Below are 23,125 nucleotides of genomic sequence, written 5' to 3'. Positions count from 1 at the left end.
GTGAGGTGACCACACGCGCTGACGGCAGGGCCGACGACGAACTCCGACCGATCACCATCACCCGCGGATTCACCAGCCATCCGGCTGGATCGGTGCTCGTGGAATTCGGCGAGACCCGGGTGATGTGCACCGCGAGCGTCACCGTCGGCGTGCCGCCGTGGCGGCGTGGGTCGGGACTGGGGTGGCTCACCGCGGAGTATTCGATGCTGCCCGCGGCCACCCACGAACGGTCTCGCCGGGAATCAGTCAAGGGCAAGATCGGTGGCCGCACGCACGAGATCAGCCGGCTCATCGGACGCTCCCTGCGTGCCTGCATCGACCTGGCCGCGTTGGGTGAGAACACCATCGCCCTCGACTGCGACGTCCTGCAGGCCGACGGCGGTACCCGCACCGCGGCGATCACCGGCGCCTACGTCGCCCTCGCCGACGCGGTCACCTGGCTCGGTGCAGCAGGCAAACTCAGCGATCCGCAGCCACTGTCGTGCATGATCGCCGCGGTCAGCGTCGGGGTCGTCGACGGCCGGGTGCGTCTGGACCTTCCCTACGAGGAGGATTCCCGCGCCGAGGTCGACATGAATGTGGTCGCCACCGACGCCGGCACGCTGGTCGAGGTGCAGGGCACCGGCGAGGGTGCGACCTTCCCGCGGGCCACCCTCGAGAAGTTGCTCGACATCGCCGAGGTGGGTACGGCCAAGCTGTTCGAGGCCCAGCGGATCGCGCTGGAACAGCCCTACCCGGGCGAGCTCCCGACCTGATGGCGAATCGGATTCTGCTGGCGAGCCGCAACGCCAAGAAGCTTGCCGAACTGCAGCGGGTCGTCGACGCGGCGGGGATCGTAGGACTCGAGGTGATCGGACTCGACTCGGTGCCCGACTACCCCGAAGAACCCGAGACGGGCGCCACGTTCGAGGAGAACGCGCTGATCAAGGCACGTGCCGGGGCGCGGGCCACCGGCCTGGTCTGTCTCGCCGACGATTCGGGGCTGTCGGTGGATGCGCTCAACGGGATGCCCGGGGTGCTGTCGGCGCGGTGGAGCGGCCGCCACGGCGACGATGCCGCCAACAACGACCTGCTGCTGAATCAGATCGGTGACGTGCCCGACGAGCGTCGCGGTGCCGCGTTCGTCTCCGCGTGTGCACTCGTCGCGCCCGACGGTTCCGAAACCGTGGTGCGAGGGGAGTGGCGTGGCACGATCCTGCGTGTCCCGAGGGGCGCCAACGGCTTCGGTTACGACCCGCTGTTCATCCCCGACGACGCCGTCGCGGCCGGCCGATCGTCGGCGGAACTCTCTGCGCAGGAGAAGGATTCACTGAGCCATCGCGGAAAGGCGTTGGCGCAGTTGGTTCCCGCGCTACGAGGCCTGGCCGCCGACTGATCTCTACAGCGTCTCGCCGCCTATCCCGTACTGCGCCTTCACTTCCTTGGTCCGGATGTGTTCGACGTAGAAGGACAGGAACGGGATGGTGCCGGCGATGGCGGTCACCAGGATCTTGCCCAGCGGCCAGCGCACCTTGATGGCCAGGTCCACCGCCAGGATGAGGTAGACGAAGTACACCCACCCGTGCACGATCGGGACGAAGTCGAGGGCGGCGACGTCGAATCCGTACTTGAGGATCAGTTCTGCGACGAGTAGCAGCAACCACAGACCGGTGATCCAGGCGAGAATGCGGTACCGCAGGAGCGCTCCCTTGACCTTCTCGATCGGTGCGGCCGCTGGTGCGACGTCGGTCGCGGATTTGTCGCTCACTGAAATGGGATCCTCACTTCTCGGATGTGTCGGTATCGGCCGGCGGCACGGTCTCGCGCAGGGCGGCGTGGGCGTGGTCGGCGGCGTTGAGTTCGGCCAGGTATTGGTTGTACTCGCGCAGCGACGGATCGTCGTCGTCGGCCCGGTCGCGCTGCAGGGTCGACGCACTGGGGATCGTCGGACGCTCGGGCAGGATGCCCTCGGGGATCTCGGTCGCGGCCTTGTTCTCGGCAATCTTCTGCGCCTCGTCCGGATCGCTCTCGAGGACCACGAAGCGGCGGTACGCCCAGACGAAGGCGAACCCGAAGGCCGGCCACTGCAGCGCGTATCCGAGATTCTGTTCAGTGCCACCGCCGGACTCGTAGGTGTCCCACTGCCACCAGGCCAAACCCAGGCAGGCGATTGCCGCGGCGACCGCGAGCACCAGGAGTGCGGGGCGGTGACGACGACGGCCGGACTGCGTAGACATACCTACGACGGTACCTGGCCTGCGCCGATGCTCTGCCGGGCGGTCGGGGTGATCTGCGTCAACGGTGACGCCGACGCTCGGGCTGATGCGGTTCGCGGGAAGTGCAGACGGTAGGCTGTGCTCGCAGCACGCGCGAGTGGCGGAATTGGCAGACGCACTGGATTTAGGTTCCAGTGTCTACGGACGTGGGGGTTCAAGTCCCCCCTCGCGCACCAGCATTCACCTCGGTCGGTGACCCCTATGGCGAGGAACCTCGGCGTTGGTCTCAGTGCGCCGCGTCGTACGCGTCGACGACGTTGCGAGGTAGGCGACCCCGGGCGGAGACGGAGTATCCGTTCGCAGTGGCCCACTCCCGGACCTGCGCCGGGTCCGGCGTGGTGGATTGGCGTCGGGTGGGCGGATCGATGCGTGTCGCGGTGGGGTGACGTCGACCCCCGACGCGGGTGGAGACGGCGAGCAGTTTGGCGAGCGGGACCCGTCCGTCCTCGATCTTCGCGAGGTTCACCTTCGAGGTATCGAGCCGGTAGACGACGCCCGCCCAGGACCACATCACACTGCGTGCATCGTCGACACCGAGGGGTTTGCCATCGAGGTCGTCGACGAACGAGGTCACCTTCACCCTTGCCACGTGATGCACGTTAACACATGGATAATCCGATGTCGCGAATCCGGGAAAGGAATCGACGTCAGCCTCACGTGAGGCGACGCGGCTCCGTCGCCTCAGGTGAGGCTGGTGTGCCCGACGACGCGCCATTCGCCCGCCGCCTAGTAGGTCGTGTACCCGTTCGGTTCGACCACTTTGAGCACCCCGCCGTTCTCGATGGTCAGGTCCGCGGACTCGTACTCGTGATCGCGGCCTCCGGTCAGGACGAGCTTCACATTCTGCGCCATGGCAGTCGAGCCTAGAGTGACCGATGGTCGCCCGCCCTGCGAGCGAACGGTTTTGTCGGTGGCCGTCTCTACAATGATGGTCAGATCGAAGAGAGCTTCGACGGTCATCTTGTTCGAGGGGGCGAGGAGTGAGCAGCATTCCATGGAGCGCGCGGATTCGTGGGGATGTGCGCGATGCGTTGCTGAAGCAGGGGCCGTCGCCGTGGCCGGGTCTACCCAGCTCGTTTCTGTTCGGGGTGGATCCGGATCGGTTGGATCAGCATTCGATCAACGAGGTGCTGGTCGCGATGACCGAACTGGACCGCTGCCGTTCCTATATGGCGTGGCTGGACTCCTACTTCACCGCGTATGTGGTGAGGTGTCTGACCGACCGCCCGTTGGACGAGTCGGCGGAGTACGCGCAGATCACGGCCGAACACATCTCCCGGACCCGGAATCTGGCAATGGTGACCACCCGCAGGCTGGTGGATGAGGCGATCGTGATGGCCACCCGCCTGCCCAAGACGGGGCGGGCATTACTCGAAGGCCGGATCAGCCACAGTCAGTTCCGGACCCTGATCGATCGCACCAACCTGCTCGATCCGGGACCGGCCTTGCATCCGAACACCGCCCTGGTGGACGCGGCGATCGCCGAGCGGTTGTTCAGCCGCCAGGGGCAGTGGCCGGCGACGAGTTTGCGGGACATGGTCGACAAGATCGTCTTCCAACACGCCCCGGACGCTGTCCGGGAACCGCGGAAGCGGAACCTGGACAAGCGGGCTGTGTTCACTCATTTCGAGGGCGACGGGACCGGGGAGATCACCGGGACCATGTCCGCGGAGAACATCACGATCGCGGAGAAGACGATCGCCGCCCTGGCCGATTGTGCCTGCCGGAAGGATCCGCGGACGCGGCGGCAACGTCAGGCCGATGCCATGTACTCGTTGTTGTCGGGGACGCAGTTCGCGTGTGAGTGCGGGCGTGAGGACTGTTCCGCGGTGATCCCGGAGCCGGGCTGTATTCCGGATGTGCAGATCGTGTTGCACGTGATTGCCGATGAGACCACCGCTGCGGCGATCGAGGAACGCCAGCGACAACAAGAACAGCACGAGCAGGAGCAGTCTGCGGCCGCCGACAGCGAATCCGATAGCAGTGCAACCGAATCCGTGGTCCAGTCACGGCGTCCGGAACCGGAACCCGAGTCGATGCCCACACCTGAGCCGGTCGTGGAGGCCGACGCGGGTGCGGCACAGATGTCGCTACTCGACGAGAGCGGTCCCTCTGACGCGGACACTGCAGACGTGGAACAGGCACCAGAACCCGAGTCTCGCACCGAGCCCGAGCCCGAGTCGGACGCCGACGTGGGCGTGGCGCGGATGTCGTCGCGTATGGAGAGTCCTGAGGTGAACGCTTCTGACGGCGAGGGCACTCCCGATGCGGCCGTCGTCGACACCGGCGGCGACTCATGCGGTGAGTCGCCCTTGTCCGGCGCTCAGAAGTTCATTCAGCGGTTGCGCCGCGATACCGCGCGCTCCAGCGAGGACGCCATCGAGTGGTTGGTGAACGCGGAACGCCGAGCACAGGAAACGGCGGCCACCGGCGCGGACACCGCACCCACCGACACCGAATCAGGCTCTGCCGAAACAGTTTCGGCCGACGACACGCCTCTCGGCGGCAACCTCGGCTACCTCGTCGGGCAGGGCGCGGTCATCCCCGAACAGTTCCTCGATCTGATCAGCCGATACCCGACCACGATCCGACGACTGGTGCCCAAGGGCGTCGATCCCGAGGACGTCGAACTCCCGTCGGCGTTGCCGTCAGATCCGTACCGACTGTCGACGGCATTGGACACATTCATCCGCATCCGCCACGGCGAATGCGTCATCCCCACCTGCCGGGATAGTGCCTTCGACGGCGACTGCGATCACGTACACGAGTACGACCACGAGCACCCCGACCGCGGTGGGCAGACCACCCCCGACGGGCTGAACGCGAAGTGCCGTGGGCATCATCTGCAGAAAACGCACTCCCGGTGGCTCGATGACCAGTACCGCGACGAGAACGGCCGACTGGTCACGATTTTCACCACCCCGGAAGGACTCAACATTCCGGGGCCGGCGGAAACCCTCGAAGACTTCTTCGGCGGGCTACGCCGTTACCGGTTCGCCGATCCACCCGCGGCGCCACCGACACCTCGGGAACCGGGAGTCATCCCGACCAGCAAGCGGGATCGGCTCGCCGCGAAATACGAACGGCGACGCCGTGAACGCGAACGCAACCGGGCCCGCATCACCGACGGCGTCGACCCGTTGAACCCGCCACGCCCGAGACGACGCAAGAAGCGATACCCCGTCGTTCCCGATGACGGCGCACCACCACCCTTCTGAGCGTGGGGCCGCAACCGCGGTCGGTTCGGGGTGTGGTTAGCCGATCCCCGGAATCTGAATCGGCAGACCGGGTATCGGCTGCCGGGTGGTCGTGGTCGACGCGGCGCCGCGGTTCGGCGTGCCCGACGGCCGAGTACTCGACGGCGTGCTCGCACGGGAGCCCGCACGCCTGGTGGCGGTCGGCGTCGTCGTGCTCGCCGACGGCAAGGTGGCGTTGTCGCGGTTGAGCTGCGCGCCGCGCCCGGTGCCGGTGGTGTCGTCCTCGGTGAAGCACATCGAGCGAATCACGTTGTGGAAGTTGACAAGTCCATAGGTCAGCGGGAGCGCGGCGACGGCGCCGATGGCCCGAGTCGGGGAGAGGAAACCGACGGTCGGACTGCCGAAGATCTCACCTTCGGCGAGACCGCCCACCGTGGTGAACAGATACAGCGACAGGTAGTACGAGTAGTACGCGGCGGTCAGCGACTTGGTGACGGTGAGGTCGGCAACACTGACCGTCTCCAGCGGGTTGTCCCCCTGGTCGAGGTTGTGCTTGAGGCCGATGACGATGTCCAGTGGTGCACCACCGACGTAGGGGATCAGGCTGCCCAAGAGTGAGGCAGCGCCCTCGAGCTGTGTGAAGTCAGCGGGATCGGCAGGAATCAGATTGTGCGGAATCCGAGTTGCCTTCATCCGCGCCAGGATCGCATCGGTTTCGTTCGCTATCTGCGCCTTCTGTGCCTCGGTGGTCGCGGTGCTCTGCACGTAGTCGCGGGTGCGGGTCACGATGCGGCTCAGTGGGACATTGCCCACGGCATCACAGGTCTCGTTGTCGGCCAGCGAAAGCTGATTGGCCACGCTTCGCACGACGGTGGGGATGTCGATGTCGTAGGTGACGTCCTCGCTCGGACGGCCGGCCTCGGCTCGCTGGTCCTCGGTCACCCGAGCCACGCACTGGTTCATCACCATGTTCGAGATGGCCTGATAGACGTACTGCGCACCGAGGGCCCCACCCTGGACCGCGATCTGCAGGATCGTGTTGTAGGTGAAGTACCCCTGGAAGCTCTCCAAACCGCTGATCGACGACAGCGGGCTGCCCAGATACGGCGTCAACTGCAGCGCGAACTTCGTCGGCGCGATCACCGTCGCGAACAGGTACAGCCAGGCCGTCTCAACCGCCTGGGCGAGAGTGATGTTGCCGACCGGAATGGCCTCACCCTCCCGGCCGTCCTTGATCTTCAACAGCTGCATGACCATCCACTGCGAGATCGGTCCGCGGTACTTCAGCGACGGATCGTCGGTGTCGGCGCCGAGCGCCATCGGGTTGTCGGAGATGGCCAGGGTGGAAACGTTGAGCCGCTTCATATCCCGATGCGCGGCATCGCGGGCGGCGTAGGCATTGGCCCGCAACTGTGGCGGCAACGAGGGGAGAAGTGACTCGAAGAGCGAGTCGTAGACCACCGACATCGTGGTGAACTCGCCGCTCACGCACACGGTGGCCTGACCGCGGTTCTCATCCAGCGGCCGCAGCAGTGACCGCGGGCTCGCCGCGATCCGATCGATGCGCTCCTGGAAGGTCTCGGCGGGTTTGGGTACCGGCGCCTTCGGCGGTGTGGTCTGCTTGGCGACCGGCGTGGGGACCGGGGCCAGGGCCGGGCTCAGGACGGCGGCCGACCCGTTCGACGTGAATGCGCCGGCCGAGAACACCGTCAACGTGGCAACTGCGGACACCCGGACAAACCACGTCTTGCCCCGCCCCGACCGCTGACTCTGCGTCGAACCCACCACTGCCACCTGCACTCCTCAGCCTCCCCGGTGCGCTGGGAGGACACCGGACGAGCCGTCCACGCGCACCACGACACCGTCGCCACGCAACCTCACGACGGTCACAATCTGAGGGAAAAATTAGCATAACCTTGCCTAAACGAAAGGATCGTGAGCAGGATCACTGTCGCAACCGGTAACGCCGACCGTCAACGTTGGTTGACGGTCAGGGCCGAGACGTGCAGGATGACAGTCATGCAGACAGGAATCGATGCCGGGGATTCCGGCGACCCTGACAATCCGGTATCGGCGTTGGCCGCGGTTGCCGACCGTCGCCGGCAACTCGCGCGCGACGAAGAGGTCGCCGTGCGCCGCGCTCGGACAGCAGGTCTGTCCTGGGCGGAGATCGGCGTCGTACTCGGTGTGTCCAAACAGGCGATGCACAAGAAGTATCGGCGGGTCGGCTGATGAGTGATCTCCCGCTGCAATCGAAATCCGTCGTCGATGCCCTGGGTGCCGACCTGCGACGGGCGGGGTACACCGCCGACGGGGTGTCGGAACTGCTGGGCGCAGAGGCGAATGAGGCATTGGGTCGCGGAGTCTGGTGGCCCGCGCTGCGTGCCACCGGTGCCGGGAACGGACGTCCCTCGCTCGCTGCGCTGGTGCGACTGTTTCTCCTGGGATCGGATGAGCCGGAACCTGCTATGGCACAGGCTTGTCCGACGACAGGCGTCGAGGGTCTCATTACCGCGGGCGTGATCGAACGCGTTGCCGACGGCCGCGTGCGTGCAGTCCTGGACATCCGGCCGCACGCCGACGATGTCCGGGATTATCTGGTCGTGTCCGACCAGGATGCGGCCATGCGGTCCGGGCCGGTGGCACACGACCACGTCCTGGGGATCGGTGGTGCGTCGATCTCGTTGGCGCGTGCGGTGATCCGTGATCCGGTCGAGACTGCGCTCGACCTCGGTACCGGGTGTGGGATTCAGGCACTGCACCTGGACGCGCACTGCGAGTCGATCGTGGCCACCGACACCAACCCGCGAGCGCTCGCCCTGGCCGCGGCCACCGCGCGTCTCAATGGGATGACCTGGGACCTACGGGCCGGCAGCCTCTTCGAGCCGGTGGCCGGTGAGCGATTCGACCTGGTGGTCTCCAATCCGCCGTTCGTCGTCGGGGCGGGTGGCCAGGACTACATCTACCGTGATTCGGGAATGGCCGGAGATGCGCTGTGCGCAGAACTTATTCGGCAACTCCCGGACCATCTGACCGACGGTGGCACGGCACAGCTGCTGGCGAACTGGATTGTCCGTGACGGTACGGACTGGCGCGACCGGATCGTGGGCTGGCTCGACGGGACCGGACTCGACGCCTGGGTGGTGCAGCGTGAACTCGCCGACCCGATCAGCTACATCTCGCTGTGGCTCTCCGATGCCGGCGAAGACCCGGAGCAGATCGCGCGCCGCGGGTCGGACTGGCTGGACTGGTTCGCCGAGGAGAAGATCACCGGGATCGGGATGGGCGTGATCACCCTGCGCCGCAACGGTCGTCGCACTCCGGATCACACCATCGAGGAGATCACCGGCGCGGGTGAGGAGGTGACCGGCGAGGAGGCGCGTGCCTTTCTCGATCGGCGCGACTACCTGCTCGGGCACGACGACGCGCATCTGCTGGCGGCGCGGTTGCGGACCGCGCCGATCTTCCTCGAATCGCAGTCACTACCCGGCGACGACGGCTGGCAGGAGATCGGGTCGTCGGTGCGGCGGCCCGGCGGGCCCGGTGCCGTTCTCGGCGTCGACGAGGTGTCCCGCGCACTCCTGGCCGGGTGTCGCGGACAGGTACCCCTCGGCACGCTGATCGATCTGCTCGCCGGCGTCCACGACGTCGACGCCGACGCGCTGGCGCAGGCGGCGCTCCCGGTGATCCGCGAGGCGATCGGCCGCGGAATCCTCTTCGAGACACGCTGATCCGCCGGCCGACACTCTGGGCGGAATGTCGTGTTCGGCGGCAATGGTCACCCAGTGTTCACTTCGTGTGCGACCGCCTGATGCCGAGTGATCCATCGCGCTTCGTGAGGTGAGTGCGACAGCGGTACGACGGGTCGATCGGAGGAATCATGGTGCGTCCGAAGTGGACAAGGATCATTGCTGCGGCGGTGGCGGCGGTGGCATTGGTGGCGCCGACGGCGGCGACGCACGCCCCGGCCGCCGCCGCTCCCGCATGCACGTTCACCTCGACGGCCGTCCCGATGTCGACGGGATTCACCGCGGCACAGAAGTCCGACCCGTTCACCACCGCGGCACCGGCCAATCACATCGCCATCCTCGACGGGTTCTCGCACACGTCGCCGCTGATCCGGCAACAGAACCTCGCGGAGACGGTGGCCGTCAACACCACCGCCTCGCCCGCGACCGCGCGGTATGCCGTCGACGACAACTACGCCATCGAGGGTCCGGCCATCTTCAACGCCCTCGGATCGCAGCTGGCGCCGGCCTTCTCGGCAGCGCTGCGGGCCGGACAGCTACCCAAGACCTCTGAACTGCTCCTGGGTGAGGAGTCGATCGCCGGTGAACGCATCAGCACCACCAAGGAGAAGAAGTACTTCCAGTACCCACGCCCGTTCGAGGTTGCGCCCCAACTCATTCGACGGTACGGGGACGGTCGCCCGGACCTGTACACCGCGGTCAAGGGCAGCGGCTCGTATCCGTCCGGACACACGACCTGGGGATACACCCAGGCCTTCCTGATCGCCTCGATGCTGCCGGAGGTCGGTCCGCAGATCCTCGCGCGCGGCGCGGAGTACGGCTATCACCGCATCGTCCTCGGCGTGCACTACCCGCTCGACGTGATGGGCGGCCGGATGCTCGCCCAGGCTACCGCCTCAGATCTGCTCGGCGATCCCGGATTCGCCGCCCTGTTCGCCGCCGCCCGCACCGAACTGCGTGGCGTGCTGCAGGCGCGGGTGGGCGCACCGATCGGCTCCATCGCGGCCTGCCAACAGCCGTGGGAGCCGACGGCGACGGCGCTGGCCGACTACCGGCAGCGGGCGAGCTACTCGTTCCTGCCGACCGGTGACACCGCATCCGCGCTCACTGTGCCGGCCGGGGCGGAGAACCTCATTCGTGCCGCACATCCCGGGCTGAGCACCGCCCAGCTACGAAACATCCTGGCCCGCACCGCTCTTCCGGCAGGCTATCCGCTCGACAAGTCCGGGCCGACCGGAGGGTGGCAGCGTCTGGACATCGCCCGCGCCTGGGTCGCCCGCTGACGCGCGCTACCCGAAGGTGGCGTCGAGAGCCCCGACGAGATCGGCGATCAGATCGTCGGCGTCCTCGAGTCCGATCGAGAACCGCAGATGCCCGAACCTGCGGAACGGCTCCGGATAGGCGGCCACCCGTGGGCCATCGGTGCCGACGTGAACGATGAGCGACTCGTCGTGGCCCAGGGAGACCGCCGAGGTGATCACCCGGAGGTGGGAGACGAAACGATTCTGGGTGGCCGGATCGCCGTCGACCGCGAACGCCATCATCGCGCCGAATCCGCGGCCACCGAACTGGCGTAGGGCGAGCTCGTGCTGCGGGTGCGACGTGAGGCCGGGGTAGGCGACGAAGGCCACCCGGGGATCACTCGCGAGGACCGCGGCGACACGCTCGGCGGTGCGCTGATGCTGGCCGAGCCGCAGCGGCAACGTGATCGAGCCGCGTTCGATGAGCCAGGCGTTGAACGGGGAGATGACCCCGCCGACGTCGACCATCGCCTCGCGTTTGATCTGCCCGATGCGCTCGGCATCGCCGATCACGGCTCCGCCCATGGCATCTCCGTGCCCGTTGATGTACTTGGTCAACGAATGCACCACCAGGTCGGCGCCGTCGTCGAGCGGGCGATACAGCGGCGGCGGGGTGAAGGTCGAATCAACCAGTAGGACGGCGCCGGCGTCGTGGGTGAGCGTCCCGAGGGCGCAGATGTCGGCGACCTTGGTCGTCGGATTGGCGATGGCCTCGGTGATCACCATCCGGGTCCTCGGCCGCATCGCCGCGGCCACTGCGTCGAGATCGGTGATGTCGACGAAGCTCGCCTCGATCCCGTACTTGCGGGGGAGTAGTTCGGTCCACAGCTTCCACGTCGCCTCGTAGGTGGTGTCGGACACCACGACGTGGTCGCCGGCGGCGACGAAGGTGAAGAACACCGCATGCAGCGCCGCGACACCCGAGGCGAGGGCCACGGCGTCCTCGCCGTGGTCGAGGACCGCCAGTTTCCGTTGTAGGGCAATCTGATTGGCGCCCGAATTGCGGGTGTAGAGCAGGTCATCGGTGCCCGACCAGTCGACCGCCTCCGGATTCGGGGGCAGGTGATAGGAGTTGGCCATGGTGATCGGTGTGCGGATCGCGGCGCCCCGGGTGTCGTTGCCGGCGTGGACGGCAGTTGTCATGTCACCGGCGGTGGCGATCACCTCGTCGCGCCCGCCGTTCATGACGGAGATCCGGCGGAGACCGAGCGGCGAACCGACGAATGTGTGGCGGCGGACGCGACACCGACGGGCCGCACCGCCGGTGCGGGCATCTTCCGCGCGATGGCCGTGGTGATCGGCGCGGCGAGAATCGCCGGCAGACGATGCAACTTGTCGACGTGGCAGGCGCGCCGGAACTCCGCCCACGCCCAGCACGCTCCGAACACTCCGACGGCGATCACCGTCATCGACCACGTCGACCACGGCCGATCCAGGATCATGATCGGCACGACGACCAGACCCAACGACTGGATGACATAGGAGTCCAGACTCCGGGAACCCGACAACGCCAACGGTCGCAGCCAGTCGCGATGCCACTGGGCGAGGAAGACGCGGAAGACGCCATAGACCACAGGAACGACGACCCAGGCGCCGACGACTCGCGCCACACCCAGGTCGAGCTTGTCGCCCAGCGCCGGTTCGAAGGCGGTGAGGGGGCCGTCGATCACCAGGAAGTGCATCGCCGCGGCCACTGTGGCGGCCACCAGGACCAGCAGTGGCAGGTGTCGTTCGATCCTGGTCGCGAGGTGCCACCGCCGCCAATTCCACCCGATCGCGAGGGCGGGCACGAACAAGACCTGCCAGGCCGCCCAGTTCTGGATCCGGGGCGCGGTCATGTCGGCGGTGAGATAGAACCAGTCCGGCGGATTGGTCTGGGCGAGTACGTACAGTCCGATCGACGCGGCGACGACCGCCGCCCACCACCCGCGCGCCAGCAGCGGCAGGACGGCGAAGGCGGAGGCCATCAGGACCATGTACATCAGCAGGATGTTCCCCCCGCTCGGCAGGTACGCCATGGTGACCGACGCCCAGATGCCCTCGGCCCACCCATCCACCGGCAGCAGCCAGGTGAGGCGGAAGTAGCCGGCCATCCCCGCGGCCACCGCCACCAGCGCGATGGTGAGCTGGCAGACGTAGAGGACCGCGAGGCGCGCGGCGAGTTTGCCGAAGGCGAACCGCATGCCGTGTGCGTCGATCCAGCCGTGATGGACCAGCCCGAGGATGAACCCGGACACGAGGACGAACACACTCATGCCGTCCACATAGGGGAAGGCATGGGTGGGCATGGCGATCTTGGCGCCGTCGGCGAAGTGGGCGGTGATCATGCTCCAGATCGCCAGGCCGCGCGTCACGTCGATGGCGAGGTCCCGGTTCATCGCCCAGAGATTAGGTGGGCGCACCGCCGTTTCGACGACGGCGCGCCCACCGAGTCCCAATCGTCACATTTGCCACTTCGGTAACAGGAGTCTCACGTGTCCCACGGATGCGGAACCGACCGACGATCAGGTGTACAGGTCGGCGATCGCCATCTTGTAGGTGTCGCTGATGACGTTGCGCTTGAGCTTCATCGTCGGCGTGAGCTCGCCGGATTCGATGGTGAAATCGGACGCGAGGATTTCGAACTTCTTGATGGCCTCGGCCTTGGACACCTTCGAATTCGCCTCCTCGACGGCAGCGTCGATCTCGGCGCGCAGCGCCTCGTTCTTGATGAGGTCGGCCATCGGGGTGTCGGCGGGCAGGTGGTGGCGCTCCAGCCACCCCGGCGCCGCCTCCGGGTCGATGGTGATGAGTGCGCCGATGAACGGCTTGTTGTCGCCGACCACCAGGCACTGGCTGACCAGCGGATGCGCGCGGATCGCGTCCTCGAGCTGGGCGGGGGAGACGTTCTTGCCGCCGGCGGTGACGATGATCTCCTTCTTGCGGCCGGTGATGAACAGGAACCCGTCGTCGAGATGTCCGATGTCGCCGGTGTGGAACCAGCCGTCCCGGATCGCGTCCGCGGTGGCCTGGGCGTTGTGCCAGTAGCCGGTGAACACCACCGGACCCTTGAGCAGCACCTCGCCGTCCTCGGCGATGGCGACGCTGACGCCGGGCACCGGCCGCCCGACCGAACCCACCTTCTGGTGGTCCTCGTTGTTGGCGGTCACCGCGGCGGTCGTCTCCGAGAGTCCGTAACCCTCGTACACCGGGATGCCGACGCCACGGAAGAAGTGACCGAGCCGGGCGCCGAGGGGGGCGCCGCCGGAGATGGCACCCTCGCAGTTGCCGCCCAGCGCGGCGCGCAACTTCTTGTACACCAGCACGTCGAACAGCTTGTGCTGCAACGACAACACCAGTCCGGCCGAACCGTTCTCGGTGGCCTTGCTGTAGGCGATGGCGGTGTCGGTGGCCCGATCGAAGATCGATCCCTTGCCGCCGTCGTAGGCCTTCTGCTTGGCCGAGTTGAAGACCTTCTCGAACACGCGAGGGACCGACAGGATGTAGTTGGGCTTGAAGACCGCGAGGTCGTTGATCAGATTCGGGATGTCGTTGGTGTGGCCGAGGATCACGCCGTTCTCGACACACCCGACGGCCACGACGCGTGCGAAGACGTGGGCCAGCGGCAGGAACAGCAGGGTGGACTTGCCCTCGACCAGACCGGCGCCCACCGCGTCGCGGGTGGCGGCGCACTCGGCCAGGAAGTTCGCGTGGGTGAGCACGACGCCCTTGGGCCGGCCGGTGGTGCCCGAGGTGTAGATCAGGGTCGCGGCGTCGGAGGACAACTGGTTCGCGTGTCGCTCGTCGAGAACGTCGTCCCCGAGCTTCTCGCCCCGCTTGCTCAGCTCGGCCAGTCCGTGGCGGTCGATCACCAGGGTCTCGCGCAGCGGATCGGGGGCGAGGATGACCTCCTGATGCTTGGTGAACTGCGCCTCGGATTCGATGATCAGAAGTGTGGTGCCGGAGTTCTCGACGATGTATTGGACCTGATCGGTGGCCGAGGTCTCGTAGATCGCGACGGTGACCGCGCCCGCCCGCCAGATCGCGTAGTCCAGGACCGTCCACTCGTAGCGCGTCGACGACAGGATCGCGACGCGATCACCGGCCTGCACACCCGAGGCGATGAGTCCCTTCGCGACGGCATCGACCTCGTCGGCGAAGTGCTTGGCCGTCACCGTGATCCAGGTTCCGGACGCGCGCTTCTTGAACAGCGGCATGGTGGGCCGCTGTTCGCGGTAGCGCAAGATCGCATCGACCGTCGTGGCCTTGTCGTCGATGGCGAGGTCGGACGGGGTGGTGTATTCCTGCATGACGCTCCTGGGTGAATACGTGTGGTCGAATACGGGTGATCGAATGCGGGCATTTCGGGCAGACGGTGCGAGTCACATGACCGCTGCGTAGTGGTGAGTGGCACCGAGGGTATCAGTAACCCGGTGGCGCCGATCACAGTGCGCATCGACCGTCGCGAACTCGGAGAAAACCGATGTCAGCACGGCCAAACCGCCGCAGATAAGGACTCTGGCCGTCGCGCGCATTACAGTTATCTCGATGAACGGGACACGCAGACCATGACCGATCAGCCCGACACCGATTCGCCGTCGATCAGCTTCGACGACCTCGACATCGACGACCGCGTACGCAGCGCGATCGCCGAGGTCGGCTATGAGACCCCGTCGCCGATTCAGGCGGCCACCATTCCACCGCTGATGTCCGGCCGCGACGTCGTCGGACTCGCCCAGACCGGCACCGGCAAGACGGCCGCATTCGCCATCCCGATCCTCTCGCGGATCGATCCGGCGCTGCGCCGTCCCCAGGCACTCGTCCTGGCGCCGACGCGCGAACTCGCGTTGCAGGTCGCCGAGGCATTCGGCAAGTACTCGGCGCACATGCCCGACGTCCGGGTGCTACCGATCTACGGCGGCCAGAGCTACGGCGTGCAACTCGCCGGGCTCAAGCGCGGCGCCCAGGTGATCGTCGGGACCCCCGGCCGCGTCATCGATCACCTCGACAAGGGCACCCTCGACATCTCCCAACTCGAGTACCTGGTGCTCGACGAGGCCGACGAGATGCTCACCATGGGCTTCGCCGAGGACGTCGAACGCATCCTGGCCGAGACCCCCGACGACAAGCAGGTGGCGCTCTTCTCGGCCACCATGCCCAGCGCCATCCGCCGGCTGGCCCAGCGGTACCTGCACGATCCGCAGGAGATCACCGTCAAGGCCAAGACGGCGACGGCGCAGAACATCACCCAGCGCTACCTACAGGTGTCCCATCAGCGCAAACTCGACGCGCTGACCCGTTTCCTCGAGGTCGAGTCCTTCGACGCGATGATCGTCTTCGTCCGCACCAAATCGGGCACCGAGGAACTCGCCGAGAAATTGCGCGCACGTGGCTTCTCGGCCGTGGCCATCAACGGCGACATGGTGCAGGCGCAGCGTGAGCGGACCATCAATCAGCTCAAGGACGGCACGATCGACATCCTGGTCGCCACCGACGTGGCCGCCCGCGGACTCGACGTCGAGCGCATCTCCCATGTCGTCAACTACGACATCCCGCACGACACCGAGTCCTATGTGCATCGCATCGGCCGCACCGGACGCGCCGGCCGATCGGGCAACGCGCTGCTGTTCGTCTCGCCGCGGGAACGTCACCTGCTCCGGGCGATCGAGCGGGCGACCCGGCAACCGCTCACCGAGATCGGATTGCCGTCGGTCGAGGACGTCAACGCCCAGCGGGTGGCGCGCTTCGCCGACTCGATCACCGAGAACCTCGGTTCGGACAACCTCGACATGTTCCGCAAACTCGTCGAGGACTACGCGCGTGACAAGGACGTGGCGATGGCCGACATCGCCGCGGCGCTGGCGCTCGAGACCCGCGACGGCGGCTTCCTGATGGCACCCGACCCGCCCGCGGGAGAGCGGCCCGAGCGCCGCGAACGCGCCCCGCGCAAGGGCGGCGGCGGATTCGCCACCTACCGCATCGCGGTGGGCCGCAAACACAAGGTGTCGCCCGGCGCGATCGTCGGCGCGATCGCGAACGAGGGCGGACTCACCCGGGGTGATTTCGGCAACATCAGCATCCGCGACGATTTCTCGCTGGTGGAACTGCCCGACAACCTCGATCGCGAGACGCTGGAGTTGCTGCGCAACACCCGGATCGGCAAGAACCCGATCGATCTGCGCAAGGACATGGGCCCCCCACGTGGTCGGGGCGGCAACAAACGCGCAGGTCAGGGGCAGCGTGGGCGCGACGGTCACAACTCCCGCGGGGACGGCTGGGGTAAGCGGGGTTCGCGTCACGTCGCCGGACGGCCGCGGAACTGACCCACTGACCCGGCGATCCGCCACCGGCGGCTCCGGCGTGTCCGGGTTGAGGCGATGTTGGGCGTTTCGAGATTTTTCCGTAACCTTTGTCGGGGGATCGCGGGCGACCGTGTTCGCGCCCCCCGGTCTGATACATCTCAGCCGTACACATCTCAGCAACATCAGGAGTGAGTCCCCAGTGTCAGTGGTGGATCCCATCTCGGCAGCCGAAGCCATGTCCCACACCCGCCGCGGCGATGCCGTGGTCCTCGACGCGCGCCCGCAGGTCGTGCGGCATCAGGGGAGCCTGCCCGGAGCGGTCGTCGTCGAGCCGACCGACGTCCGCGAGCGCCTCGCGCCCACGCCGTCGGGCACCTTCCCGGTGATCGGTCACCCCGACACCGAGATCAACGTGGTGTCGGTCTCGTCACAGGCGCCCCGCATCGCCGAACAGATCGCCGACCTCGGCTACACCAACGTCCACTACATCGACGGTGGCTACCGGGCGCTGCGCAGCAACCCCGGATCGTAATCGCGCGTCCTGCCGCCCCGGCGGCGGCTTGATAGCGTGATGGGTCAGACCCGACCGGAGGTGACCGACGGCCAGACTCGCCCGGTCATCGGCCGGTCGGACGATCTGCGCAGGAGGACACCACGCTCATGACCGAGGAGGAGCATCGCGCGCACCGCCGCGATCAGGTCTTCGGCCTGCTCGGTTTCTTCCGTGACCTGCTGGCCTCCCGCGGTCATGACGTGCGCGACGTCGACGAGCATCCGGCGGTCCTGCCGGTGGGGACCGGCACCCCGATAGCGGTTCGGTCCGGCGCGGCGGCCGGTCAGCTCGTCGTCGAACTCGGGCCCGATCACGTCGGATACGACAGTCTGTCGGCGATGGTCGACGACCTCACCGAGTCGCCCCAGTCCCGGGAACTCGTGCTGGCCGCCGGCCTGCTGACCGTGTCGTCGCCGGATGCGGCGGATGCGGCCACCCCCACCACCACCACGATCCGCGAGTACCTGCTGACACAGCCGGTGGTGGCCGAGCGCGACCCCGACCGGGGCACGATCCGCGTCGCGGTGGCGGCCGGATCGGTCCCGACATTGCACGACGCACGGCTGTTGTCGTCGGTCGAGGGCATCGACTTCGAGAACACCGCGAAGGTGCGAGCGAAGATCGAGTCGCTGCCCAGCCCGATCCATCCGAAGGCCGACGATCTCCTGCACGATTGGGTCTCGCGTGTACGCACCGACGCGGCGGTGTCGGTCGAGGTGGAGTTCGTCGGAGCGCTGGTGTGCCGGCGACGCAGTCCCGACGCGCTGCTCGACTTCTACGAGACGATCCTCACCGACCTGCGCGATGCGCCCGAGGCGGACATTCCCATCGGGCTGGCCCAACTGGTGGCGCCGATCGAATCCGACGAGCGGCTGGCCGCGCTGGCCGCGTCGGGTGCGATGCCCGCCGAGGATCTCGTCGGCGATGCGCTCTTCCCGCTGCCCGCCAACGTCGAACAGCGCGATGTCTTCGCCCAACTCGGTGTCGACAGCGGTGTCGTCGTCGAAGGGCCACCGGGCACCGGGAAGACCCAGACCATCGCCAACGTCGTGTCGGCGCTCTTGGCCAAGGGACAGCGCGTCCTGGTGACCAGCGAGAAGCCCGGAGCGCTGGCCGTCCTCCGCGACATCCTGCCGCCGGAGTTGCGGGCCCTGACGGTGTCCACCGCCGACATCACCCGCGACCGCTTCGAATCGATGGTCTCGGGTGTCGAGGAGATCGCCGAACGCAAGGCGACCTACGTCGACGGTGTCGGCACCGCCGAGATCGATGACCTGACCGCCCGCCGGGAGCAGGCCATGGCCCGCCGGGAACGCGCGTTGCGCGGACTCTGGGAGCTGCGCCGTGCCGAGACCGAGATCCACGAATGGGTGGCCGGCGACTACCGGGGCACCGCCGCGCAGGTGGTCCGTGACTGCAACGCGCACGCGGCGCGATACGACTGGCTGCCGGGACCCGTCGAGGGGGCACTGCCGCCGCTGGAACCCGCCGAGTTCACCCGGGTGCTGGAGATGTTGCGCACCACCAGGAATCAGCCGTCCCGGCAGGCCCAGCGCTTCGTCGACCTCGACGACTTCCTGCCCGATCCGGCCCGGATGGATCAGATCTGCGCGCGTATCGCCCGTCGCCCCACCGAACCCATGGTCGGCACCGGCTCGCTGATGTCGATCCTGTCCGGCGTCGACAGCGCCCGGCTGATGCGGCTCAAGGGGGTCTGCGATCGCCTCGGCGTGGCCGCGACCGAGGTGGCGGCCTTTCCGCCGGCCATGGTCGACATGGCCGATCGCCTGCTCGCCGGTGAGGCCGCCCATCTGTGGTCGCGCGTCACCACCCTGTCGCCGGTCATCGCCGACGCCGCCCGCCGGGATCGTGATCTCGGCGCGCAGGCGGTCTCGGTCGACGGTGCACGCCCCGGGGATGGCGAATTGTTTGCCGCCGCAGCCGCTTTCCTGCGTGACGGGGGCCGCTGGCGTGGTCGCATGCGGCGATCGGAGGCGCAGCGGGCCGTCGAGGAGTCCGGGGTGGCGGCCACCGTCGACGGTCGGGTACCCACCGACGAACGGTCGTTGCAGGCCGTCGCCGATCACCTCGCCGTGTTCGACGCGGTGTACCACGCGCAGCGGGTGCTCGCCGATCTGCACGTTCCGGTCGACGTCTCGGGAAGTCGGTCATCGCAACTGAATCGGCTGGTCGGACTCGACGAGCGCCTCGGGTGGATCTCGACGTTGTTGTCCGAACGCGACGCGCTGGTGCGCGAACTCGAGGCGATCAGCCCCGGCGGACCCCGACCGCGCAGTGTCGCCGAGGCGGTGGCCGTGGCGCACGACGCCGGTGCCATCGCGGCGGCCAACGATGCACTGCTGGCAGAGAAGGAACTCGGTGACCACGTCTACGCGCTGGCCCCCGAACTGGAGCGTGGGCCGTCTGCGGAGGGGGATGCGCTCATCGCGGCGCTCGCGAGCGCGGACGCAGATGCCATCCAAGCCGCGCGACGGGCCGTGGTGGCGGCCCGGACGCAATGGGAGGACCAGTCGGCCCTGGACCTGCTGATCCTTCGATTACGCAGCAAGGCACCGGAATTCGCGGTCATGCTGGCCGAGACGGCCGACGATCCCGGGTGGGACGGGCGGCTGCGTGAGGTGCGTCGGGCATGGGACTGGCGTCGGGCGCGGACGTGGGCGGAACTGCGCAGCGACCCCGACGGCGAACGGCGCTGGTCGGCGGCGCTCGACGAGTCCGAGGCCGATCTGGTGCAGCTCACCACCCAGTTGGCCGCGGCCCGCGCCTGGCGGGCGTGCCTGTCGCGGGTGACGGTCGCGCAGATCCAGGCGCTGCAGTCCTACCGGGACCACATGATCAACCTGGGCAAGGGATCGGGGAAACACGCACACCGCTTCCGGGCCGCGGCGAGGGAAGCGATGACCGAGGCCGCCGCCGCCGTGCCGGCGTGGGTGATGCCACTGGCCCAGGTCGTGGAAATGTTCCCGGCACAACAGAATTCCTTCGACGTCGTCATCGTCGACGAGGCCAGCCAAACCGATGTCACGAGCGCCTACCTGCTGTGGCTCGCGCCCCGGGTGATCGTCGTCGGTGACGATCGCCAGTGTGCGCCCACCGGCCTGTCGGGCACCACCCTCGACGACGCCTTCGCCGGCCTCGACGCCCACCTGCCCGACCTGCCGCACTACCTGCGTGACGGGCTGACCCCACGGTCGAGTCTGTTCTCCTTGCTGCGCAGCCGATTCGGGCATGTCATCCGGCTGCGCGAACACTTCCGCTCGATGCCGGAGATCATCGGGTACTCCTCGGCACAGTTCTACTCCGACGCGCCGCTGATCCCGGTCCGCCAGCACGGCGCCGACCGACTCGACCCGCTGCGGACCCAACGCGTCGACGGCACCGCGTCCGGGCAGGGCAACACACTGGTGAATGAGGCCGAGGCCGCTGCGCTGGTCGAGGTACTCGTCGAGTGCCTCGCCGACAGTGCCTACGACGGACTGGATTTCGGCGTCATCGCGCTGCAGGGCACCCGGCAGACCGAGGTGATCACCCGGCTGCTGCGTGAGCGGGTGGACGATGCGCAGTGGCGTCGCCGACGGATCCGGGTGGGGACACCCCCGGATTTCCAGGGCGATGAACGACGCGTGATCTTCCTGTCGATGGTGGTCTCCGATCCCGGCGCCATCGCGGCGCTGACCCGGGCCGAATCCCAACGTCGCATCAACGTCGCGGCCTCGCGCGCGATGGACCAGATGTGGTTATTCCACTCCATCGCGCTCGACGACCTCGGCGAGGGCGACCTGCGCAGATCGCTGCTCGGTTACCTCGAGGCCAACCAGGGCCCCGCGATCGATCCGATGCCCGTCGACATCCCGGACGACCGGCGGGTCGAACCGTTCGAGAGCCTCTTCGAGCAGAAGGTGTTCAACATCCTGTCCCGTCGTGGGTACCACGTCACGCCGAAGGTGGTGGTGAACAACCGATGTATGGATCTGGTGGTCACCGGCGCCGACGGTCGGATGGCGGTGGAATGTGACGGCGACGAGTTCGTCACCACCGGTGCGCAGGCACGCTCGGACATGGAACGCGAACGCGAACTCCGCCGGTGCGGGTGGGAGTTCTGGCGCGTGCGTGAGTCGGAGTTCGAACTCGATCCCGACACCGCCCTGGCCGGACTGTGGGATGCGCTCGACCGTCGCGGCGTGAAGCCGGGGTCGGTGCCAACCGGCCCGGTGCGATCCGAAACCTCTTGGCAGCCGATCGATCTCGCGTCAGGGGAGTAGTGTGGGGTCGGTTCTCTCACCGCTGGGACAGGGCGCTCACCAGCGCGGGCAGGGCGGTGGCGGCGGTGGCCCGCAGATGATGTGATGCCAGCGCGGACAGCGCCGAGGGCTCCGGATTGATCTCGACGACCGGCACGCCGGCCGCCGCGGCGCGCTCGGGCAGCGACGCGGCCGGATACACCACCCCGCTGGTTCCCACCACGATCACCAGATCGGCTGCGCGGAAGGCACTTTCGGCACGTTGCCAGGCGTCTTCGGGTAGGGCCTCACCGAACCACACCACGCCGGGGCGGATCCGCCCCCCGCAGACCGGGCAGGACGGCGGTGTCCTCCGGGATGTCGGCGGGGTGTCGGGATCGGAACCGGGATCGGAACCGGCATCGGACCCGTCGAGCATGGCGTCGGGGTCGTACGGCGTGGCGCACTCCGAGCACCGCGGTGCGAAGAGGCTGCCGTGCAGGTGACTGAGCACCGGGGTGCCGGCGCGCTCGTGCAGATCGTCGACGTTCTGGGTCACGATCATCACCGCACGTGCCTCGGGATCGCCGGGATCGTCGAGTCCCGCGGTCGGCAGATCGGCGAGGGCGTGATGGCCGGCGTTCGGCTCGGACCGTCGCACGAGCCGGGCGCGCCACCGATACCAGGCCCACATCAGGTCCGGGTCGGCCTCCCACGCCTCGGGGGTGGCCAGGGAGGCCGGGTCGTAGTTCTCCCACAGCCCCACCTGCGCATCGCGGAAGGTCGGGATACCGCTCTCGGCGCTCATGCCGGCGCCGGAGAACACGGTGATCCAGCGGGCCCGCGCGGTGAGGGCGACCACCTCGTCGAAGGCGGCGGCAGAGGTCGTCACGGCAGGGTGCCCATCGCCTCGCGCAGGATGGCGGCGGTCTCGTCGGGGTTCGGATCGCGGCGCACGAGGAGTCCGCGGACGAATCGGATACGGTCGCCGTCGGCGCGCGGAAGCACGTGCAGATGGGTGTGGAACACCGTCTGGAACGCCGAAGAACCGTCGTTGAGGGCGAGGTTGATGCCGTCGACCCCGAGGTCGGAGACCTTCATCGCGGCCGCGATCCGTCGCCCCGCGGCCCACATCCGGGCGCCGTCGTCGATGCCCAGGTCGGCGAGTCCGTCGGAGTGGGTGCGCGGCACGACCAGGGTGTGTCCGCGCATGATCGGGCGGATGTCGAGGAAGGCGACGACGTGGTCGTCGGCGTAGATCTGTCGTGCCGGCGCGGCGCCGGTCACGATGTCGCAGAAGACGCAGTCGGTCATGATCACCACACCCTACGGGGCAGTCTCTTCGGACATCGGAGGTGGACGCTCGACCCACTCATACGACAACGCGCGCGGACGTGTTTCACCTCACATAACGATTAGATAACAGGGGTGCCCTGACCTGCGGAACGCTCGCTCGGTGCGGCAAAAGCGCCCGTGAACTGCCGCAACCCACGGGGGTGTGGCAGGCCACTCGGTGTACGCCTGTGTTACCCGCGAGATTACCGACCG

At 67.7% G+C, this 23,125-nt stretch carries 19 protein-coding genes and 1 tRNA gene; 10 read left to right on the top strand and 10 right to left on the bottom strand.

Going from position 1 to position 23,125, the window contains the following annotated elements:
- Window positions 1–5: 5 nt before the first annotated feature.
- Entirely contained in the window at window positions 6–755 is a 750-nt protein-coding gene (gene rph, locus ABLE94_RS05655; RefSeq protein ID WP_348808234.1) for a ribonuclease PH, read from the top strand.
- Window positions 755–1,375, top strand: coding sequence for an RdgB/HAM1 family non-canonical purine NTP pyrophosphatase (gene rdgB, locus ABLE94_RS05650; protein ID WP_348803264.1), 621 nt, complete (start codon window positions 755–757; stop codon window positions 1,373–1,375). Before rph ends, rdgB begins: the two co-directional genes overlap by 1 nt.
- Before the next feature lie 3 nt (window positions 1,376–1,378).
- Here the strand turns inward: rdgB and ABLE94_RS05645 are convergent, their stop codons facing one another.
- Complete coding sequence (locus ABLE94_RS05645; protein ID WP_348803265.1) at window positions 1,379–1,747, bottom strand: DUF3817 domain-containing protein; 369 nt, start codon at window positions 1,745–1,747, stop codon at window positions 1,379–1,381.
- Between the two features lie 13 nt (window positions 1,748–1,760).
- Complete coding sequence (locus ABLE94_RS05640) at window positions 1,761–2,216, bottom strand: transcriptional regulator (RefSeq protein ID WP_348803267.1); 456 nt, start codon at window positions 2,214–2,216, stop codon at window positions 1,761–1,763.
- 130 nt (window positions 2,217–2,346) lie between these two features.
- Here ABLE94_RS05640 and ABLE94_RS05635 point away from each other — a divergent pair.
- Window positions 2,347–2,431: transfer RNA gene (locus ABLE94_RS05635), tRNA-Leu, on the top strand.
- Between the two features lie 50 nt (window positions 2,432–2,481).
- Here the strand turns inward: ABLE94_RS05635 and ABLE94_RS05630 are convergent.
- Together ABLE94_RS05630 and ABLE94_RS05625 are read right to left on the bottom strand one after the other, a co-directional pair.
- Window positions 2,482–2,844 (bottom strand): histone-like nucleoid-structuring protein Lsr2, encoded by a 363-nt coding sequence (locus tag ABLE94_RS05630; protein ID WP_348803268.1) that lies wholly within the window; start codon window positions 2,842–2,844, stop codon window positions 2,482–2,484.
- A gap of 137 nt (window positions 2,845–2,981) precedes the next feature.
- Window positions 2,982–3,107, bottom strand: a complete 126-nt coding sequence (locus ABLE94_RS05625; protein ID WP_348808233.1) for a hypothetical protein — start codon at window positions 3,105–3,107, stop codon at window positions 2,982–2,984.
- A 128-nt stretch (window positions 3,108–3,235) separates the two neighbouring features.
- On the opposite strand from ABLE94_RS05625, the gene ABLE94_RS05620 reads away from it, so the two are divergent.
- On the top strand, window positions 3,236–5,473 hold the full coding sequence (locus tag ABLE94_RS05620; protein WP_348808232.1) for a DUF222 domain-containing protein: 2,238 nt from the start codon (window positions 3,236–3,238) through the stop codon (window positions 5,471–5,473).
- 36 nt (window positions 5,474–5,509) lie between these two features.
- Here ABLE94_RS05620 and ABLE94_RS05615 read toward each other — a convergent pair whose 3' ends face one another.
- Window positions 5,510–7,246 carry a hypothetical protein gene (locus ABLE94_RS05615; protein ID WP_348808231.1) on the bottom strand — a complete coding sequence of 579 codons (1,737 nt, stop codon included), beginning with the start codon at window positions 7,244–7,246 and terminating at the stop codon, window positions 5,510–5,512.
- A gap of 225 nt (window positions 7,247–7,471) precedes the next feature.
- Between ABLE94_RS05615 and ABLE94_RS05610 the strand changes: the two genes are divergently transcribed.
- The 3 genes from ABLE94_RS05610 (at window position 7,472) to ABLE94_RS05600 (ending at window position 10,484) form a co-directional block, all read left to right on the top strand.
- Window positions 7,472–7,684 carry a hypothetical protein gene (locus tag ABLE94_RS05610; protein WP_348808230.1) on the top strand — a complete coding sequence of 71 codons (213 nt, stop codon included), beginning with the start codon at window positions 7,472–7,474 and terminating at the stop codon, window positions 7,682–7,684.
- A complete protein-coding gene (locus tag ABLE94_RS05605; protein WP_348808229.1) occupies window positions 7,684–9,183 on the top strand; it encodes a DUF7782 domain-containing protein in 1,500 nt (499 codons plus the stop codon). Before ABLE94_RS05610 ends, ABLE94_RS05605 begins: the two co-directional genes overlap by 1 nt.
- Window positions 9,184–9,332: 149 nt before the next feature.
- Window positions 9,333–10,484: an acid phosphatase gene (locus tag ABLE94_RS05600; protein ID WP_348808228.1), complete on the top strand. Its 1,152-nt coding sequence runs from the start codon at window positions 9,333–9,335 to the stop codon at window positions 10,482–10,484.
- Window positions 10,485–10,490: 6 nt separating this feature from the next.
- On the opposite strand, the gene ABLE94_RS05595 is transcribed toward ABLE94_RS05600, so the two are convergent.
- The 3 genes from ABLE94_RS05595 to ABLE94_RS05585 all read right to left on the bottom strand — a co-directional run bounded on the left by ABLE94_RS05595 (window position 10,491) and on the right by ABLE94_RS05585 (window position 14,791).
- Complete coding sequence (locus ABLE94_RS05595; protein ID WP_348808227.1) at window positions 10,491–11,687, bottom strand: trans-sulfuration enzyme family protein; 1,197 nt, start codon at window positions 11,685–11,687, stop codon at window positions 10,491–10,493.
- A complete protein-coding gene (gene opgC / locus ABLE94_RS05590) occupies window positions 11,684–12,880 on the bottom strand; it encodes an OpgC domain-containing protein (RefSeq protein WP_348808226.1) in 1,197 nt (398 codons plus the stop codon). The genes ABLE94_RS05595 and opgC overlap by 4 nt, the downstream gene beginning before the upstream one ends.
- A gap of 126 nt (window positions 12,881–13,006) precedes the next feature.
- Entirely contained in the window at window positions 13,007–14,791 is a 1,785-nt protein-coding gene (locus ABLE94_RS05585) for an AMP-dependent synthetase/ligase (protein WP_348803280.1), read from the bottom strand.
- 258 nt (window positions 14,792–15,049) lie between these two features.
- On the opposite strand from ABLE94_RS05585, the gene ABLE94_RS05580 reads away from it, so the two are divergent.
- The 3 genes from ABLE94_RS05580 (at window position 15,050) to ABLE94_RS05570 (ending at window position 21,619) form a co-directional block, all read left to right on the top strand.
- Window positions 15,050–16,804: a DEAD/DEAH box helicase gene (locus tag ABLE94_RS05580; protein WP_348803281.1), complete on the top strand. Its 1,755-nt coding sequence runs from the start codon at window positions 15,050–15,052 to the stop codon at window positions 16,802–16,804.
- A gap of 178 nt (window positions 16,805–16,982) precedes the next feature.
- Window positions 16,983–17,315 carry a rhodanese-like domain-containing protein gene (locus ABLE94_RS05575; RefSeq protein WP_348803282.1) on the top strand — a complete coding sequence of 111 codons (333 nt, stop codon included), beginning with the start codon at window positions 16,983–16,985 and terminating at the stop codon, window positions 17,313–17,315.
- A gap of 128 nt (window positions 17,316–17,443) precedes the next feature.
- A complete protein-coding gene (locus tag ABLE94_RS05570) occupies window positions 17,444–21,619 on the top strand; it encodes a PDDEXK-like endonuclease domain-containing protein (RefSeq protein ID WP_348808225.1) in 4,176 nt (1,391 codons plus the stop codon).
- Window positions 21,620–21,635: 16 nt separating this feature from the next.
- Here ABLE94_RS05570 and ABLE94_RS05565 read toward each other — a convergent pair whose 3' ends face one another.
- Together ABLE94_RS05565 and ABLE94_RS05560 are read right to left on the bottom strand one after the other, a co-directional pair.
- Entirely contained in the window at window positions 21,636–22,469 is an 834-nt protein-coding gene (locus ABLE94_RS05565) for an SIR2 family NAD-dependent protein deacylase (protein WP_348803285.1), read from the bottom strand.
- Complete coding sequence (locus ABLE94_RS05560) at window positions 22,466–22,891, bottom strand: HIT family protein (RefSeq protein WP_348803287.1); 426 nt, start codon at window positions 22,889–22,891, stop codon at window positions 22,466–22,468. Before ABLE94_RS05560 ends, ABLE94_RS05565 begins: the two co-directional genes overlap by 4 nt.
- Window positions 22,892–23,125: the final 234 nt, after the last annotated feature.

The organism is Gordonia sp. VNK1 (assembly GCF_040049135.1).
In the GTDB taxonomy this organism is placed as follows: Bacteria; Actinomycetota; Actinomycetes; order Mycobacteriales; family Mycobacteriaceae; genus Gordonia; species Gordonia oleivorans.
The sequence above is the reverse complement of the archived record's forward strand: the minus strand, read 5'-3'. Positions and strand labels throughout refer to the sequence as shown.

Bases quoted from the DNA above. Each gene is read 5' to 3' on its own strand.
- rdgB (WP_348803264.1), top strand. From the start codon at position 755: ATGGCGAATCGGATTCTGCTGGCGAGCCGCAACGCCAAGAAGCTTGCC.
- ABLE94_RS05640 (WP_348803267.1), bottom strand. From the start codon at position 2,216: ATGTCTACGCAGTCCGGCCGTCGTCGTCACCGCCCCGCACTCCTGGTG.
- ABLE94_RS05625 (WP_348808233.1), bottom strand. From the start codon at position 3,107: ATGGCGCAGAATGTGAAGCTCGTCCTGACCGGAGGCCGCGATCACGAG.
- ABLE94_RS05610 (WP_348808230.1), top strand. From the start codon at position 7,472: ATGCAGACAGGAATCGATGCCGGGGATTCCGGCGACCCTGACAATCCG.
- ABLE94_RS05605 (WP_348808229.1), top strand. From the start codon at position 7,684: ATGAGTGATCTCCCGCTGCAATCGAAATCCGTCGTCGATGCCCTGGGT.
- ABLE94_RS05600 (WP_348808228.1), top strand. From the start codon at position 9,333: ATGGTGCGTCCGAAGTGGACAAGGATCATTGCTGCGGCGGTGGCGGCG.
- ABLE94_RS05595 (WP_348808227.1), bottom strand. From the start codon at position 11,687: ATGAACGGCGGGCGCGACGAGGTGATCGCCACCGCCGGTGACATGACA.
- opgC (WP_348808226.1), bottom strand. From the start codon at position 12,880: ATGAACCGGGACCTCGCCATCGACGTGACGCGCGGCCTGGCGATCTGG.
- ABLE94_RS05585 (WP_348803280.1), bottom strand. From the start codon at position 14,791: ATGCAGGAATACACCACCCCGTCCGACCTCGCCATCGACGACAAGGCC.
- ABLE94_RS05580 (WP_348803281.1), top strand. From the start codon at position 15,050: ATGACCGATCAGCCCGACACCGATTCGCCGTCGATCAGCTTCGACGAC.
- ABLE94_RS05570 (WP_348808225.1), top strand. From the start codon at position 17,444: ATGACCGAGGAGGAGCATCGCGCGCACCGCCGCGATCAGGTCTTCGGC.
- ABLE94_RS05560 (WP_348803287.1), bottom strand. From the start codon at position 22,891: ATGACCGACTGCGTCTTCTGCGACATCGTGACCGGCGCCGCGCCGGCA.